This window comes from Pedobacter chinensis (assembly GCF_003339865.1).
In the GTDB taxonomy this organism is placed as follows: Bacteria; Bacteroidota; Bacteroidia; order Sphingobacteriales; family Sphingobacteriaceae; genus Pedobacter; species Pedobacter chinensis.
This window is the reverse complement of record NZ_QPKV01000003.1, coordinates 132,140-148,954: the sequence shown is the minus strand read 5'-3', so window position 1 is coordinate 148,954 and position 16,815 is coordinate 132,140. Positions and strand designations below refer to the sequence as shown.

General features: G+C 38.4%; 14 protein-coding genes. 3 read left to right on the top strand and 11 right to left on the bottom strand.

Going from position 1 to position 16,815, the window contains the following annotated elements; all coding sequences use genetic code 11:
- The first annotated feature begins 149 nt into the window (after window positions 1-149).
- Complete coding sequence (proB, locus tag DU508_RS05960; protein WP_115401932.1) at window positions 150-1,229, top strand: glutamate 5-kinase; 1,080 nt, start codon at window positions 150-152, stop codon at window positions 1,227-1,229.
- Between the two features lie 125 nt (window positions 1,230-1,354).
- Window positions 1,355-2,602: a glutamate-5-semialdehyde dehydrogenase gene (locus DU508_RS05955; RefSeq protein WP_115401931.1), complete on the top strand. Its 1,248-nt coding sequence runs from the start codon at window positions 1,355-1,357 to the stop codon at window positions 2,600-2,602.
- A gap of 104 nt (window positions 2,603-2,706) precedes the next feature.
- On the opposite strand, the gene DU508_RS05950 is transcribed toward DU508_RS05955, so the two are convergent.
- Window positions 2,707-4,089 carry an MBL fold metallo-hydrolase RNA specificity domain-containing protein gene (locus DU508_RS05950; RefSeq protein WP_115401930.1) on the bottom strand — a complete coding sequence of 461 codons (1,383 nt, stop codon included), beginning with the start codon at window positions 4,087-4,089 and terminating at the stop codon, window positions 2,707-2,709.
- Between the two features lie 80 nt (window positions 4,090-4,169).
- On the bottom strand, window positions 4,170-4,517 hold the full coding sequence (locus DU508_RS05945) for a hypothetical protein (RefSeq protein WP_115401929.1): 348 nt from the start codon (window positions 4,515-4,517) through the stop codon (window positions 4,170-4,172).
- Between the two features lie 170 nt (window positions 4,518-4,687).
- On the opposite strand from DU508_RS05945, the gene DU508_RS05940 reads away from it, so the two are divergent.
- Window positions 4,688-4,936, top strand: coding sequence for a hypothetical protein (locus DU508_RS05940; RefSeq protein ID WP_115401928.1), 249 nt, complete (start codon window positions 4,688-4,690; stop codon window positions 4,934-4,936).
- A gap of 45 nt (window positions 4,937-4,981) precedes the next feature.
- On the opposite strand, the gene DU508_RS05935 is transcribed toward DU508_RS05940, so the two are convergent.
- The 9 genes from DU508_RS05935 to pelA all read right to left on the bottom strand — a co-directional run bounded on the left by DU508_RS05935 (window position 4,982) and on the right by pelA (window position 16,805).
- Window positions 4,982-5,356, bottom strand: a complete 375-nt coding sequence (locus tag DU508_RS05935; protein WP_115401927.1) for a hypothetical protein — start codon at window positions 5,354-5,356, stop codon at window positions 4,982-4,984.
- Between the two features lie 518 nt (window positions 5,357-5,874).
- Window positions 5,875-7,500, bottom strand: coding sequence for an NADP-dependent glyceraldehyde-3-phosphate dehydrogenase (locus DU508_RS05930; protein ID WP_115401926.1), 1,626 nt, complete (start codon window positions 7,498-7,500; stop codon window positions 5,875-5,877).
- A gap of 114 nt (window positions 7,501-7,614) precedes the next feature.
- Window positions 7,615-9,054, bottom strand: a complete 1,440-nt coding sequence (locus tag DU508_RS05925; protein ID WP_115401925.1) for an MFS transporter — start codon at window positions 9,052-9,054, stop codon at window positions 7,615-7,617.
- A gap of 21 nt (window positions 9,055-9,075) precedes the next feature.
- On the bottom strand, window positions 9,076-9,738 hold the full coding sequence (locus tag DU508_RS05920) for a bifunctional 4-hydroxy-2-oxoglutarate aldolase/2-dehydro-3-deoxy-phosphogluconate aldolase (protein WP_199562659.1): 663 nt from the start codon (window positions 9,736-9,738) through the stop codon (window positions 9,076-9,078).
- On the bottom strand, window positions 9,731-10,786 hold the full coding sequence (locus tag DU508_RS05915; protein ID WP_115401924.1) for a sugar kinase: 1,056 nt from the start codon (window positions 10,784-10,786) through the stop codon (window positions 9,731-9,733). The genes DU508_RS05920 and DU508_RS05915 overlap by 8 nt, the downstream gene beginning before the upstream one ends.
- 147 nt (window positions 10,787-10,933) lie before the next feature.
- Window positions 10,934-12,334: a glucuronate isomerase gene (uxaC, locus tag DU508_RS05910; RefSeq protein WP_115401923.1), complete on the bottom strand. Its 1,401-nt coding sequence runs from the start codon at window positions 12,332-12,334 to the stop codon at window positions 10,934-10,936.
- A 207-nt stretch (window positions 12,335-12,541) separates the two neighbouring features.
- Window positions 12,542-14,188, bottom strand: a complete 1,647-nt coding sequence (locus DU508_RS05905) for a UxaA family hydrolase (RefSeq protein ID WP_115401922.1) — start codon at window positions 14,186-14,188, stop codon at window positions 12,542-12,544.
- Window position 14,189: 1 nt separating this feature from the next.
- Complete coding sequence (locus DU508_RS05900; RefSeq protein ID WP_115402700.1) at window positions 14,190-15,701, bottom strand: tagaturonate reductase; 1,512 nt, start codon at window positions 15,699-15,701, stop codon at window positions 14,190-14,192.
- An 87-nt stretch (window positions 15,702-15,788) separates the two neighbouring features.
- The gene (pelA, locus tag DU508_RS05895) at window positions 15,789-16,805 is read right to left on the bottom strand and encodes a pectate lyase (protein WP_115401921.1); all 1,017 of its coding nucleotides are present in this window, start codon (window positions 16,803-16,805) and stop codon (window positions 15,789-15,791) included.
- Window positions 16,806-16,815 lie beyond the last annotated feature (10 nt).

Sequence of the window (16,815 nt, the reverse complement as noted above, 5' to 3'; positions counted from 1 at the left end):
AATTTTTGTTGTATCATTCTAAATCTTCCTTCCTGACTTTCTGCCTCAACCATTATCATTTTCGTAAAAATTCGTCATCTTACTGATTATCATTCAAATTGAAAAAAATAGGTGTTAAATTGGCGCATTAAATCTGTTTTAGAATAATAATGAAACTGGGATATAAAAAAATAGTAGTTAAGGTTGGGTCGAATGTAATTACACAAGCTAACCGATTGCCCGATGAACCGCGAATTCAACATCTCGTCAATCAATTGGCTGAAATTAAAAAACGAGGCATAGAAGTCATTTTGGTTTCTTCGGGGGCTGTTGCCTCAGGAAGAAGTTTAATCAAGGTTTATGAAAAACAAGATGCAGTAACTACACGGCAATTATTAGCGGCTATAGGTCAGGTAAAACTGATTAATACCTACTCTAATTTCTTTGCTGAGCACCAAATAAAATGTGCGCAAGTGTTGGTCACCAAAGAAGATTTCCGCGATCGGGCACATTACCTCAACATGAAAAACTGTATGCAGATTTTGTTGCAAAATGAGGTTATTCCGGTTGTAAATGAAAATGATGTAGTTTCGGTTACAGAGTTAATGTTTACCGATAATGATGAGCTGGCAGGTTTAATTGCTTCTATGTTAAATGCCGATGCGCTGATTATTTTATCAAATGTAAATGGTATCTATAATGGCGATCCAAAAATTGCAGGCTCGGAAGTGATAGAGGAAATTAAAGGTTCGGTTTCTCATTTGGCTTCCTTTATACAAACAGGAAAATCTCAATTTGGCCGGGGTGGAATGGTTACCAAATCAACTATGGCACAAAAAGTGGCAAAACTTGGAATTACTGTTCACATTGCAAATGGAACAACGGATGATGTGCTTACTTCGTTGCTCGACAATAAAATTGTACATACTCGTTTCATTCCGGAGAAAAGTAAATCAGGAAAGAAAAAATGGATTGCTCATTCTGAAACCGCTGCAACAGGAGTTGTAAAATTAAATGATGGTGCCAAAGCGGTTTTAACCTCAGGCAAGGCGACAAGTTTACTGCCCGTTGGAATAATCGAAATACAATCTGATTTCTTAAAGGGCGACATCATCAAAATTATTGACGAGAAAAACGATCTGATTGGGTTGGGGATTGCCGAATACGGTTCTGACAAAGCAAAAGAAAGAATAGGACAGAAAAAACAAAAAGCACTGGTGCATTATGATTATTTTTATTCAGCGATTTAAGCTGAATGATAATATTTAACCACAGAGCACATAAAGAAAATCACAGAGAACCACAGAGCTAGGTTTGTAATTTCTTCCAAGACTCTGTGAAAACTCAGTGTTCTCTGTGGTAAAAGAGATAGAAAATGGATTACAAACAACACTTCGAAAAAGCACAACAGGCAAGTCGTACCATGATTGGCCTGAGCAAAGAAATAACCAACGCGGTTTTAGCAGATCTCGCAATTGCTTTGGTTCTGCGTGCGGATGAAATTTTGGCTGAAAACATAAAGGATTTAGCCAGAATGGCTATTGATGATCCTAAGTATGACCGGCTAAAACTAACAAAAGAACGTATCGGTGATATAGCTAATGATGTTAGAAACGTTGTCGATCTGGTTAGCCCGCTGGGCGAAATACTTTCAGATAAGATCTTAGACAATAAACTGCAAATTCAAAAAACCAGAGTGCCACTTGGTGTGGTTGGTGTGATTTATGAGGCCCGCCCAAACGTAACGGTTGATGTATTTTCGCTCTGTTTTAAAACAGGAAATGTTGCAGTTTTAAAGGGCGGAAGTGATGCAGAGTTTTCAAATCTCGTGCTTACAAAGGTAATTCATGATGTTCTGGAAAAACATAAAGTTAACCCTGATGTACTAATTTTATTGCCAGCCGAACGAACTGCAACCGAGGCATTGTTAAATGCACGGGGTTTTGTTGATGTGCTCATTCCACGCGGCAGTCAATCATTGATTAACTATGTTCGGGAAAACAGTAAAATTCCGGTTATAGAAACAGGTGCCGGGATTGTTCATACTTATTTTGATGAATCAGGGGATCTGGAAAAAGGTAAAGCCATTATTTTTAATGCGAAAACCCGAAGAGTGAGTGTTTGTAATTCTTTAGATTGTGTGTTGATAAACAAAAACCGACTGCATGATTTGCCATCACTTTTATCGCCCTTGGCTGAAGGAAAAGTAGAACTTTTTGCTGATGAAAAAAGCCATGAGGTGTTGCAAAAAACTTATCCTGCCGCACTGTTAAATCTGGCTCAACCAGAACATTTTGGAACAGAATTTTTATCATTAAAGTTAGCGGTTAAAGTGGTTGATGATTTGGACGCCGCTTTAAATCATATTGCTGATTATAGTTCAAAACATAGCGAGGCAATTATTTCTGAAGATGTAGAGAGCATTGAAAAATTTCTAAATCAGGTAGATGCAGCTGCGGTTTATGCAAATACTTCTACTGGCTTTACAGATGGGGCTCAATTTGGTTTAGGAGCGGAAATTGGCATTAGTACACAAAAACTTCACGCCCGTGGGCCCATGGGATTAGAAGAATTGACGAGTTATAAATGGGTGGTTAGAGGTAACGGGCAAGTGAGGTCTTAAGGTAAGAGGAAAAACGAAATGTGAAATGAGAAATACACCGCAATGACGGCAAATCGCATAACCATTCGGCTAAAGCTAATGAACTAATGACCAGTGAACTAATTTTAAATCTCAAATACCGCTCCTCTTTCTGGTGCGACAACATTAAATCCGTCTTCTTGTAAAGCATTAGCTAAATACTGCAGGCTCTTTTCTTCTCCGTGTACCAAGAAAACTTTTTTAGGCTGGCCGGTTTGTTTAACCGTTTTTACTAAATCATTATGGTCGCCATGACCGCTTAATAAATCTGTTTGGCGGATAGTTGCATAAACCATCATCTCGCGGTCCTTAATCCTCACTATTGGTGCGCCACTTAAAAGTTTGTAGCCTAAAGTTCCTTTAGCACAATACCCAATAAAAAGTATGGTGCAATAGTAGTTCTGAATATTATAATAAAGGTGGTCCTGAATCCTTCCGCCTTCTAACATACCTGCTGAAGAAATAATGATGCAGGGATCAAAATAATTGGAAACATCCTTGCTTTCTTTCATGGTTTGAACGTAAGCCAGATGCTCAAATTCAAACTCATCACCCATGGTTTTATAAAAATCTTTTGCTTCCTGATTAACCAGGTTGTGGTGTTTTCGGTAAACATCGGTAGCTTGAATGGCCATCGGACTATCAACAAAAATTTGAATAGGTGGCAATAGTTTTTTGGTAAAGATTTGGTTTAAGGCAAAAACTAAAGATTGTGTACGGCCAATACTAAAAGCAGGTATGATCAAGCGGCCAGGTGTTTTGATGCAGGCTTCGGTAATTTCCTTAACCAGTCTTTCTTCGAGCGTTTGATCTTTGGTATGTAAGCGACCTCCATAAGTTGCCTCACTTACCAAATAATCAACTTCAGGTAGCGGTTCGGGATTTACTAAAACCGGATAATTTTCTCTGCCTATATCTCCCGTAAAAGCAATTGTCTTTTTCTCGCCATCATCATTAATGGTTAATACCGCAGCCGCTGCACCCAATAAATGACCAACCGGGATAAAAGTTAAACTGATATCGCCATTAATCTTAAAGGGTTTATTAAATGCTATAGTTACAAAGCGGTCAATGGTATCCATTACATGCTTGTGTAAATACAAGGGTTTTGGCCCACTGAAATTACCGCGTTTTGTTCTTGGTTTTCGGCTCTGTTTCCGTAAAAAGAGCTCTACAGAATCGAACAGTAATATTGAAGTTAAATCTGCTGTTGGAGAGGTACAAAGTACCTGCCCCTCAAATCCTAACCGCACTAACGTGGGCAAGTTACCTGAATGATCGATGTGTGCATGAGTCAAAATTACCAGATTTATACTGGAAGGATCAAAAGGGGATTGTTGATTTTCTTCCTGATAAGTTTCCTTTTCATAATCCAAACCGCAATCGATGAGTATTTTATAATGCCCAACTTCAAGCAGGTGCATACTTCCTGTTACTTGCTGCGCAGCGCCCCAAAATGTTAACTTCATTTTCTGATTTTACAGTAAATTGTTTGGTGTAAAGTAGTACAATTGACTGAGTTTTTAAACAACGTGAGGTAATTTTTTGGTTAGCAGAAGTCTTTCATTCTTTCTGCACAAGAAAGTAATTCAGATTGCCGATCCTGAGAAAATGCGGCTAAATCATTCGCAGTAATAATTTCATCAATGAGCAAACCAATGATGGTATTGTAAAAAAATGAATTTCTCAAGCCATCATATCTGCGGGCAATATGTTTATCAAAATCTGTAACAGCATTAAATATTGAATAGTAACTTTCTCTCATATCATCAGGCTTATCAGTTTTCCATTTGTCTAGAATTTCAGCAAATCGGTTCAAGCCCTGTTGAAATTCGCGTTGCAAAGCCAATTCAAAAATCGTTCTGCAAATTTTATTTTCAGCTTTACTAAAGTCCATAGTGGTGTAAATTGTTTTATAATGTTACCTTAAGTGTTAAGATAAGATAAAGTTACTCACTATGAAATTAATTTGCATAACCAAAAACACCTGAATATTCATTCCCAAATCATTATGACAAAGATGATATTAACCGTTTAAAGCTTTATCTTTGAAAAAAAACACCAGCAATGCAAGAACCCTTTGATATAGAAATCGGACCGATTAATTATTCTGTTTTTCCTGAAGGAAACGATTCATATACCATTTTTAAAGATGGAAAAGAGTATATCCAAATCCAGAAAGACACTTCCTCTATTTGGTTGAAAATGGATTACAAAACCGAACTTCCAATTTTTGAGGAAGACGAAGAAGTAAATGCCATCGGGCAGGCGATTGAGAATTATGTGCCTGAAGAAGAGGATGAAGACGAATTATAATGAAAAGTCCCGACTAAAATCGGGACTTTTGCATTTTTATTAAAATTATCTGGTACAATCTGCCGTCCAGGTTTTACCATCTTTTGAAACCAGCATTTTCAACGTACTGGCATCAATAGTAATTCCGGTTAACCCACTACCGATACTTACATAGGTATTATCTCCTGATTTTTCAAATTTTACACCGGTAATATCAGGAATGCCGCTTCCAAAATAGAAATTGTAACTTTCGCCAACTTTACTTACAGTTACTTTACCATCAGAGCTGTTAATTGTGGTTTCGCCATCGCGGTAAGAAACCGTTCCATTATAAGTGCCAACGAAGAAATCCCGATCTGCAGGATCAGTGTCTTTTTTACATGAAACCATCACTGTTAATGCTATTAAAAGCATACTGAAAATTTGAACTGTTTTTTTCATCTCTTTCACTTTTTAGTTTTTAAATAGGTAATAAATGTAACAGCCCAATGACAATGACTATGCCAAAAGAATATTTACAGATCTGAAACTAAGATTTATGAGGTGGTTGAAAAATAGTTTGTTTTGTTTTAAAAAGCTGTAAAACAATTGTTTATTGTGTTTTGTAAGGTGGCTTTTAAAGTCGGATTATTTTATTGGTAAAATTTCAGAGTTAAGTAGAGAAAATAGTTCACTATGGTCATTAGATCAAATAGATCGGAGTTTACCACATCCTGCTAAGTTGTTTTACAAGTGTAGAAATTTAAAAGGTCTTGTATCTGCCTCGTGGTCAGCATCTTTTATGCCAGGTGTTCATGCTATTAAGGTGGCGGTTTGTATTTGGTGTCTCTGCGTGACGCTTTACCACCGCGTTGTGCTGAACTTAGATGATAAGCGCTTAACCATTAAAAATAAAAAAACCGCAAATTCATAGATGAATAATCTGCGAATCTGCGGCGCTATCAAAATGAATTATCTTTCTAAAAAATATACTTTGTACTCAGGAAATTCGAATCGTTTCCATTAACAATTTCGTTCAGTAATTTCTTATTATCATCGGTAAATTTGGTTGCTACCAATGAACGGATAGAAAACGAGCGTAGGGCATCTACCACCGAAAGCGTTCCTTCAGCACTATCTTTACGGCCAGTAAATGGAAATACATCTGGCCCACGCTGACACTGACAGTTGATATTCACTCTACTAACCTGATTAACCAGCGGATCAATCAGCGAAGAAATTACTGCAGCATTATTACTGAAAATACTTACCTGTTGCCCGTGAGGCGAACCGATCAAATACTCAATTGGTTCTTCCAGGTCATCAAACGGAACAACCGGAACAATGGGACCAAATTGTTCTTCCCGATATAATTTCATATTGCTGTTCACCGGATAAACAATAGCAGGGTAAACAAATGTTTCAAATGTTTGACCACCGTTTTTATTGACCACTTTTGCACCATGGGCAAGGGCATCATCAATACATTCTTTTAAATATTCGGGTTTGTTTAGCTCTGGAAGCGGGGTAAGGTTAACCTCTTTTTCCCAGGGCATGCCAAACTTCAGTTTTTCAACTTCAGCTGATAAGCGCTTTAAAAACTCCTGTGCTAAACTACGATGTACATAAACGATTTTTAATGCGGTACAACGCTGTCCGTTGAAGGATAAAGATCCCAAAACGGTTTCAGAAACGGCTAAATCCAAATCAGCATCTTTGGTAATAATGGCCGCATTTTTTGCATCTAAACCTAAAATAGCTCTTAAACGGTTTACTTTTGGATGCAGTTTTTTTAGTTCATTTGCAACTTTACTGGAGCCGATCAAAGTAAGCACATTGATCTTTCCGGATTTCATCAAACCTGGCACAATTGTATTTCCACGGCCATAAATGGTATTGACAACCCCTTTTGGAAAGCTGGAACGGAAAGCCTCAAGTAAAGGGTAATGCAATAAAGTACCGTGTTTTGGTGGTTTGAATAAAAGTGTGTTGCCCATAATTAAGGCGGGAATAAGGGTAGTAAAGGTTTCGTTTAACGGATAATTAAATGGCCCCATGCAAAGCACAACCCCAAGCGGAGAACGACGAACCTGCGCTACAATACCCTGCTCAATTTCAAATCGGGAAGATTGCCTGTCGATATCTTTTAATGCATCAATAGTGGCATAAATATATTCAACGGTACGATCGAATTCTTTAACCGAATCGGCATATGATTTACCAATTTCCCACATGATCAGCTTCGCTACAATTTCCTTTTGCTCAATCATTTTATGCGTAAAATTTTCTATGCAGGTAATGCGATCGGCAACGCTCATGGTTGGCCATTGTCCGCGTCCGTTATCGTAGGCTGCAACCGCTGCATCAAGTGCCTCAGTAGATTCTTTTTCAGTGCAAACAGGGAAGCTCCCAATACGTTTTCGCTGATAACCTTCTGGAGTTTTGATACATACCGGGGAGAAAACCTCGTTAAAAGGTCCATTCCATGGTTTCATTTCTCCGTTAGAAAGAAATTCTTTCTGATTGATTTCTTCTTTGAGCCTAAATTCATCTGGAATCTGGCTTTCTTCAACGAAAATACTTTCGAGGTTTAAATCAGTGCTCAATTTGATTGTGTTAGGGTTTATATTGTGTTAATCTATGGTTTAAGTATAGATTAAGGGTTTTAAAATAGCTGAGCATTTAATACATTATACCTGTACCTCATCCTCAGCTATAAGTTATTTCAGTTCAATTACCTTATATTTTGGCACCAATGTTTTCATTACGGTCCACCCGATCAGATAACATACAGCGCAGATTGAAAATATAATAAAGTAGCCCGCTTCTTCTCCTTTAAATCCCATAAATACGATCTGTTTTTTACCAGTATAATCAAATAATAAACCAGAACCTTTATTAATGATGAACGAACCAATACCGCCAGCCATTCCACCAATACCAGTAATGGTGGCAATTGCTTTTTTAGGGAACATATCACCCACGGTAGAAAAAATATTGGCTGACCAGGCCTGGTGAGCTGCACCCGCAATACCAATGATTATGACCGGAATCCAGTAAGTAATGTGCCCTAAAGGCTGTGCCAATAATGCCAAAAGCGGGAAGAAAGCAAAAATCAACATCGCTTTCATTCTACCTTCGTAAGGGTTCATTCCTTTTTTATCAACAAAATAAGTTGGCAGCCATCCACCAATAATGGAAAGCAAAGTAATCACGTAAAGAACAAATAAAGGCAGTGCACTTTGTGTGGAATCCATTCCGTAAACAGATTTCAAATAGGCAGGTGTCCAGAATAAAAAGAACCACCAAACACCATCTGTCATGAATTTACCAAAGGCAAAAGCCCAGGTTTGTTTGAATTTAAAGCAATCAATAAATGATACTTTTTCTTTAGTTTCTTCAATGTAATCTGCTAATTTTCGATCAGCGATAAGATCTTGCTGAATGTAGGCAAGTTCTTCAGGACTCACTCTTTTATGCAGTTCCGGTTTGTTGTAAACGAAAACCCAAAAGCCCATCCAAACGAAACCTAATGCGCCAATGATGATAAAAGCCATTTCCCAGCCATAGGCTTTGGCAATGAACGGAATTGTAATTGGAGCGGCCAAAGCACCAACTGTGGCGCCGGCATTGAAAATACTTGTTGCAAAAGCCCTGTCTTTTTTAGGGAAATATTCTGCGGTGGCTTTGATGGCAGCAGGGAAGTTTCCGGCCTCTCCAACAGCTAAAACAAACCTGGCAAAAATGAATAGCGTTACACTTACTGAAACAATCATCCCGGTATTGTTAACTAAAGCAATGGCTTCTTTTGCGCCTTCAAAACTTACAAACCAGTTTCCGGTAATAATTCCTGATGTTGCGATACCACAAAAAGCATGTAAACAAGCGCCAACAGACCAAACGCCAATTGCCCACAAAAATCCTTTTTTGGTATCGAGTCTATCTACCAACCGGCCTGCAAAAAGCATTGATACGGCATAGAAAATAGAGAACAGGGCTGTGATATTTCCGTAATCGTTATTGTCCCAATGAAATTCTGGTTTAATAAAATCTGTCCACGTTAAAGAGAGTACCTGTCTGTCTAAATAATTTATGGTAGTGGCAAGAAACAGAAGTAAACATATGGTCCATCTGTATTTACTTGTTTTTGTTTGGCTCATTTTGGTTAGGGTGTATTAAGTTTATTTGCTTTGCTGAATTAAATCGAGCGCTAATTTTGTGTTGTCTGACAATTCTTCGTAAAGACCTTTGCTCATCACTTCTTTGCTGATCAGTTTACTGCCCATGCCCACGGCGCAAACCCCCGATTTGAACCAGGTTTTTAAGTTGTCAGCATCAATTTCAACCCCGCCGGTAGGCATAAATAATTGACCTGCGAAAAGATCCTTAATTGATGAAATAAATTCTGGCCCTAAAATATTGGCCGGAAAAATTTTAATCAGCATTGCCTTATGTTCTTGTGCAACACTGATTTCTGTAGGCGTCATACAACCAGGAATCCAGAGCATGCCAATTTTATTGGCAATTTCAGCTACTGCAGGATTAACAATTGGGGCCACGATAAAATCTGTTCCGGCATCGATAAAAGCATTTGCATCAGCAACGGTTTTAATGGTTCCAATACCGAGATAAAGATCCGGCATCTCGGCATCACGAATTTCTTTTAGTTTTTTAAAGTTTGGCAGCGCAGATTTACCCCGGTTGGTATATTCAAAAACCCGAATACCTGCTTTATACAAAGTGCGTAATATTTCGACACTTCCTGCTTCACTATCCTGATAGAAAAGAGGCAGCATGCCTTGTTCTAAAATAGCATCTAAAATTTTGTGCTTGTTACTAATCATGATGTATAATTCTTTTTTCAATATCCTTTACAGTGCTGGTTGTGGCATCGCTTGGAATGTATAATTTATCGTAAGCAGCTGCAGTGGCAAAATTCAACGTTTCATCAACAGGTAAATGATTATAAAAACCATAAATTAACCCTGCCATAAAACAATCTCCACTGCCTACTTTATCTAAAATTTCTTCTGAAACGTATTCTTCAGATACAGTTAATTTGTTTTCAGTATAAATCGTGGTATAATATCTGATGCCTTTTCCATAATCGAAACGAAATGTATTGGCCACGGCTTTACATGCCGGAAACAAACTTAATATTTCTTTAGAAGTATCTGTTGCCTGTTGTAGTAACGTTTCCTTTGCATAGCCCTCCGTTGGTTTAAGGTCTTCGTGAAGAGGAGTGCCCAGCATTTTATTCGCCGCCCAAACATTTCCCATAATCAAGGTACAATATTGAGCAAGTTCAGGCAAAACATCAATGGGGTCTTTTCCATATTTCCAAAGTTTAGCCCTGTAGTTCAGATCTAAAGAGATGGTAATATTTCTGGCGCTTGCTGCTTTTAAAGCCTCAAGGCAAACATCAGCAACGGATTGGTTAATTGCAGGACAAATGGCACTGAAATGAAACCAGGTTATGCTATCAAAAACCTCATTCCAATTAATCTGGCCAATTTTTAAATCCGCATAAGCAGAGTTTGCACGATCGTAAATAACGCCGGCATTTTTTAAATCTTTTCCTTTCGGTAGGTAATACAGGCCCAGACGGTCACCGTGGAAAACCATCGGTTTGGTATCGATATTTTTTTCATCAAGATAGCCCACAATTTCCCTGGTTACTGAATTATCGGGCATAGCCGAAAGGTATGCTGATGGTACCTCCCAAAGTGCTAGGGCTGTAGCTACATTTAGCTCTGCTCCACCAACATAAAAAGGCAGTTTATTTTCCTTTAGCCATTGCCCATCCATATCGGGGCAAATGCGCAAAAGGATTTCTCCAAAACTTAAAACTTTTTCTCCTTTTTTTGACAAGGATGTTATCTGGTCGCTCATTGTTGTTTGGTCAGTTTGGCTGAGGCTGGTTTCTTAGCTATGATCTGTTTCGCCATAGTTCATTTCGCTTCGGCCATGATTCGTATCTCACGAATCATTTTTTATAAATTAATTTCGGTTTGTGGTGAGCACAGACCGAGTGTCAAATTAAAATGTAAAGTAATTTTTTGCGTTAAAATAAGAAATATCCTGCACTATCTTGCCCACCCATTCAATATCATTTGGCAATTCTCCGTTTTCAATATCTTCTCCAAATAGGTTACACACTATTCTGCGGAAATATTCGTGGCGGGGGAAGGAAAGAAAACTTCGTGAATCGGTTAGCATCCCAACCAAACGACTTAAGAGCCCCATGTTTGAAAGCGCATTTAATTGCTTGATCATTCCGTCTTTTTGATCCAAAAACCACCAGGCAGAACCAAATTGTACTTTTCCTGCTACAGAACCATCATTAAAGTTTCCGATCATTGTTGCGATTAATTCATTATCGGCCGGATTTAAATTATAGATAATGGTTTTAGCCAGTTTGTCCTGATCATCTAAACGGTTTAGGAATTTAGAAAGCATTCTCGCCTGACTAAAATCGCCTATTGAATCCCAGCCGGTATCAGGTCCTAATTGTCTTAGCATTCTGGCGTTGTTGTTGCGCAAAGCGCCTAAGTGATATTGTTGTACCCAACCTTTTTCATGATCCCATTCTGCAAAATAAACCAACATAGCTGATTTAAATTTCAGGTTTTCTGCATAGGAAATATTTTGTTTGCTGCGGATTTTATCAAAGATTGCTGAAATTTCCTGCTCAGTATAATCTTCAGCATAAATTTGCTCCAAACCGTGATCAGAAACCGAGCAACCATTAGCTGCAAAGTAATCATGGCGGTTTTTCAATGCATCTGTATAATCTTTAAAGCTTGTAATGGTTTTATTCACTACAGTTTCTAATTTATCTATATACTCGTTTAATCCGGCAACATCATCGCTGTTCATTGCTTTATCCGGACGGAAAGCCGGCAACATTTTTAAAGCAACACCTTCATTTGCCAGTTGTTGATGAAAGTTCAGGCTATCTAGAGGATCATCTGTTGTACAAACAGCTTCAACATTCATTTTGGCTAATAAACCACGAACAGCATACTCGGGTGTCTGTAATTTTGCAGAACAATCATCGAAAATTTTCTGTGCAGTTTTACCCGATAAAATATCAGTTATGCCAAAATATCGCTGAAGTTCGAGGTGTGTCCAGTGATATAATGGATTGCGCAAGGTATAGGGAACAGTTTCAGCCCATTTTTCAAATTTTTCGAAATCAGAACCTGAACCTGTGATGTATTTCTCGTCAATTCCATTGGCACGCATGGCTCTCCATTTGTAATGATCGCCATAAAGCCAAACCTGACTGATGTTCTCAAACTGCGTATTATTCGCAATTTGCTCTGGAATTAAGTGATTATGGTAATCAATGATAGGTAGCGATTTTGCAAAATCGTGATAAAGCTTTTCAGCAGTTTTGCTTTGCAAAAGAAAATTTTCGTCTAAAAAAGGTTTCATAGTTGTGATGAGATTTGAGTTAGCAGATTGAGTTAAAAACTCCAAACTGTTAATATTTTATTTTAATGACCTATGATTACACAGGTTAAATATTTATTTTTTTATAATGATTGTGACTCACAAACCATGGATTAGAGATTAGATTGCTTCGTGCCCCGTAATGACGGTTGGTATATTAGCTTTTGACCTTAAACTCACAACTCCAAACTAAAGGCTTACCCCTCGTTTCCAGGGGATAAAATCATCCTGGTTAAGTAAAACAGCTTTTGGAATTACTTCGCCACTTGCCGCCCTGATGCAATATTCTAAAATATCTTCACCCATTTGTTCGATGGTTTTTTCCCCTTCAATTACCGGCCCACAGTTAATATCGATAATATCGCCCATCCGTTTAGTTAAAGCATTGTTTGTGGCTACTTTAATTGTCGGACAAACGGGATTTCCGGTTGGGGTACCTAAGCCTGTTGTAAATAGAATTAATGTTGCTCCCGATGCCGCTTTTCCTGTGGTGGCCTCTACATCATTTCCTGGTGTGCAAACTAAGTTCAACCCAGGTTTTGTAGCAGGTTCGGTATAGTCTAAAACATCCTCTACGGGCGATGTGCCGCCTTTTTTTGCCGCACCGGTACTTTTTATTGCATCGGTGATTAAACCATCTTTAATGTTTCCCGGAGATGGATTCATGAAAAAACCAGACCCCACATTCTCAGCTGCTTGATTGTAAGCGGTCATCAATTGGATGAACTTACGGGCTGCGGTTTCATCTTTTGTACGATCAATTAATTGTTGCTCTGCACCACAAAGTTCAGGGAATTCGGCAAGTAAAACAGTCCCGCCTAAAGCCACCAACAAATCAGAAGTGTAACCAACCGCTGGATTAGCACTGATTCCGCTAAAACCATCACTACCACCACATTTCACACCTAAAACCAATTTACTTAAAGGTGCGGGCTGGCGTTCAATTTTATTGATTTCAGTTAACCCGATAAAAGTTTTTCTGATGGCTTCTTTTACCAGTTGCTCTTCGCTTTGCGATTGTTGTTGCTCGAAAATGAAAAGAGGTTTGTCGAAATTTGGAGAACGGTGTTTTAAATCGTTCATAAAATCCTGTACTTGCAGGTTTTGACAGCCCAGGCTTAGCACAGTAACCCCTGCAACATTTGGATGATCTGCATAGGCAGCCAAAAGCTTGCTCAATACCGCAGCATCCTGACGTGTACCGCCACACCCACCCTGATGGTTTAGAAACTTAATGCCATCTACATTTTTGAAAACACGATTGGCTACAGGATTTGCTTGTCCCAGTGAGCTGGTATTGGCATCTGTCAGACTTTCGCCATTCTTGTAAGCTTCAACTAAATGGTGCGCATAAGATTTATATTTATCGGTTACGGCATAACCCAATTCGTTGTGTAAAGCCTCACGGATAACGTCAAGGTTACGGTTCTCGCAAAAAACAGTTGGAATGAACAACCAATAATTCGCAGTGCCCACACGACCATCATTGCGGATGTAACCATTAAAAGTTCTGCCTTCAAATTTCGAAACATCTGGTGCATGCCATTCATAATGGTATGGCCTGAACTCGTATGGATCTGATGCATGTTTAGTATTTTCAGTATCCATTAAGCCACCTTTCGGGATGAAATGTTGCGCTTTTCCAACCAAAACCCCATACATCATAATCGGATCGCCGGCATTCATATCCTGCATAAAAAACTTATGCTTAGCCTGAATATCGTCCTGCAAAATGTATTCGTTTCCATCATGAATAATGGTTTCGCCTTTTGCCAGGTTTTGCAGGGCAACAAGTACGTTATCATTTGGATGGATTTTTAAAATTCTAGTAACCATTTTAAACTGCTCTTTCAGAATGCAAGTTAATCAAAGTTTCTTTTGCACCCTTATTTTGTAATAATTCAACGTAAGATTTAACGGCTTCGTTAAAACCAGGATAGTTGTTTAAATTTTTGTCCCAAAGGCGCCTGTCGCCTAAAGTATTGTCTATAACGGTTTCTGGTTTTTTCCAGTAATTGTATAAAATTTCTGCAAATTCATCATCAACCGGAAACAATTTCCCGTTCACATTTGCAGTATAAATTTCTCCGTCTTTGTTTACATTCATGAAAATAATGTAAGCGGCCACACCCAGTGCGGTAAGTTGAGGAACTTCATTTTTTAATGCATAATATCTTCTGATCAATGGTATGTTGCGCATCTGTAACTTTGAAGTATAATTCAGCGTTATGGCTTGCCATTGATGCTCGAGTGATGGATTGCTGAAACGATCAATCACACTTTCTGCAAAAGCAACAGCCTCTTCGCGGGTAATGTCTTCATTCTCCACTACCGGTGCAATTTCTTCTTTCATTAATTTTAATACATGATTAGCAAATTCTTCGTTGGCCATTGCTTCTTTAACAGTATTAAAACCTGCCAGGATTGCTAATCCACAGCTAATGGTATGCGTTCCGTTTAATAAACGAAGTTTTAATTCCTTAAATTTATCAATTGATGGAACGATGAAGATTCCTTTATCTGCGTTGGCAAAAGACAGCACCTCTTTCACTTTTGCGTTTGCTGATTCGATGGCCCAAAGCCTGAAAGGTTCTGCCATAATCATCAGTTCATCTTCATAACCCAATTCACTTTCAATGGCCTTTTGATCTGTTGCAGGAAGCTTTCCGGGAACAATCCTATCGACTAACGTTTTACAGAAGTGGTTAGCTGTTTTTAACCAGTTTTCGAAATCCCATCCCAATTTGTTTTGAATGGCCAGGTCTAATAAAATCTCTTTTAGTTTATCGGCATTATCACTAATCAATTCTGTCGGAATGATGACCATTCCGCTTTCTGCCGAACCGTTAAAAGCCTTATACCTTTCGTGTAAAAAAGCCAAAAGTTTACCAGGGTAAGATGATGGTGGGTTATCTGTGATTTTATCTTCACTTTTCACAATCCCAACTTCAGTGGTATTTGAAATTACAACCTGCATTTCCGGCTGATGTGCCGCTTTTAGAATTTCAGCCCAATCTTGCGATGCTGATAAAACACGACTAATTGAAGAGTTGATCGAATTTTCTTTAATATTTACGCCATCTTCAATTCCTTTTACGCAAAGGGTGTAAAGATTATCCTGTTTCGAAAAGGCATCTGCACCACCTTTTGCTGTCGATTTTACAACTAAAATGCGGCCATTGAAAATTCCCTTTTGATTAGCTTTATCGATAAAATAATCTGGTAAACCCCGTAATAAAACACCAGTTCCAAACTGGATTACTTTTTCTGGTAAGGCTAAAATTTCATCGGTCGGTTTTGTAACCTTCCTATCGTCGATGTTTTTTAAGTTTTCTCTGTTTAAAATCATTTCCTTGCTATTTCTTTTATTGCGATATGAAGCATCTTTAGCGAAGTTGAATTGCACTTCATGCCCACATTGGCGGGTTAAACATATTTATTGTCCGTTTGAGGCTAACCATTTCGGATATTCTTTTTCAATTAATTTTTGTGCCCAGTTGCCGTACCAGGCGTAGCCATTTCTTCTTTCCGGACTTAATTCTTCCAGTTTAGATTTAATCGTATTATCGCGATCGCCAAAAATGGGAACGTTTTTATTTAAATCATAAAAACGGGCCCAAACTATACTGGTATCATCAGCAATTAAAGCTGCTGTTTTGTTTCTTTCCCGTTCGAAGCGGTAACCGGCAATTTTATAAGTATCAAACCATTTTAAAGCAGATGCAATAGCGGTTTTTATTTCTTGTGAAGGATGCGGTATCCTCATTAAAAAACGAACAATTCCAACAGATTCACTTGTGCTTAATGAAGGCGGTTCAAAAGCTCTGGCCTTTGCAGGCAACAATGAATCCTTATCATATTGAGCGCCCCAGATTGTAAGCAAACCATTTTGTTTTACCTGGGTTTTTAAAATACAATCAATACCTTTAGCTACTGCTTTCTCTGCTTTTTTAATATAATCTGCATTTACGACTTCGAAATCGTTGCTCTGTGTGGCAATATCCTGCAAAATGTTTAACACATTAATCATCGCATCATCGTTATAAGTGATTTCAGAACGATAAAGTGATTGATCGGGATAATACTGTGGCCATCCGCCATTGGCATATTGCGCAACCAAAATATAATCCAAACCTTTTTCAGCCGCTTTCAGATAAGTTTTGTTCTGGGTTTTCTTGTAGGCCTTAACTAAATAAACTACTTCACGACTTGTTGCCCGGTTATCAAAAGTGGCATGTTTATCATTGGTTGATTTAATTTTTTCAAGCAATTCTGGCGTGATTGCGGCACCATAATTTACTACACTTTTATCTTCCAGCTGCTTTGGCCAGCCACCATTTCCCAACTGATATACCACCATTTTCTCTGCGGTAGAATCTGTAGGGAGCTGGGCGTAACAAGACATCAGCAAACTGCAGCAGATAATGGTTAATAGTGTTTTAATTCTCATCATGTTTGTTCGT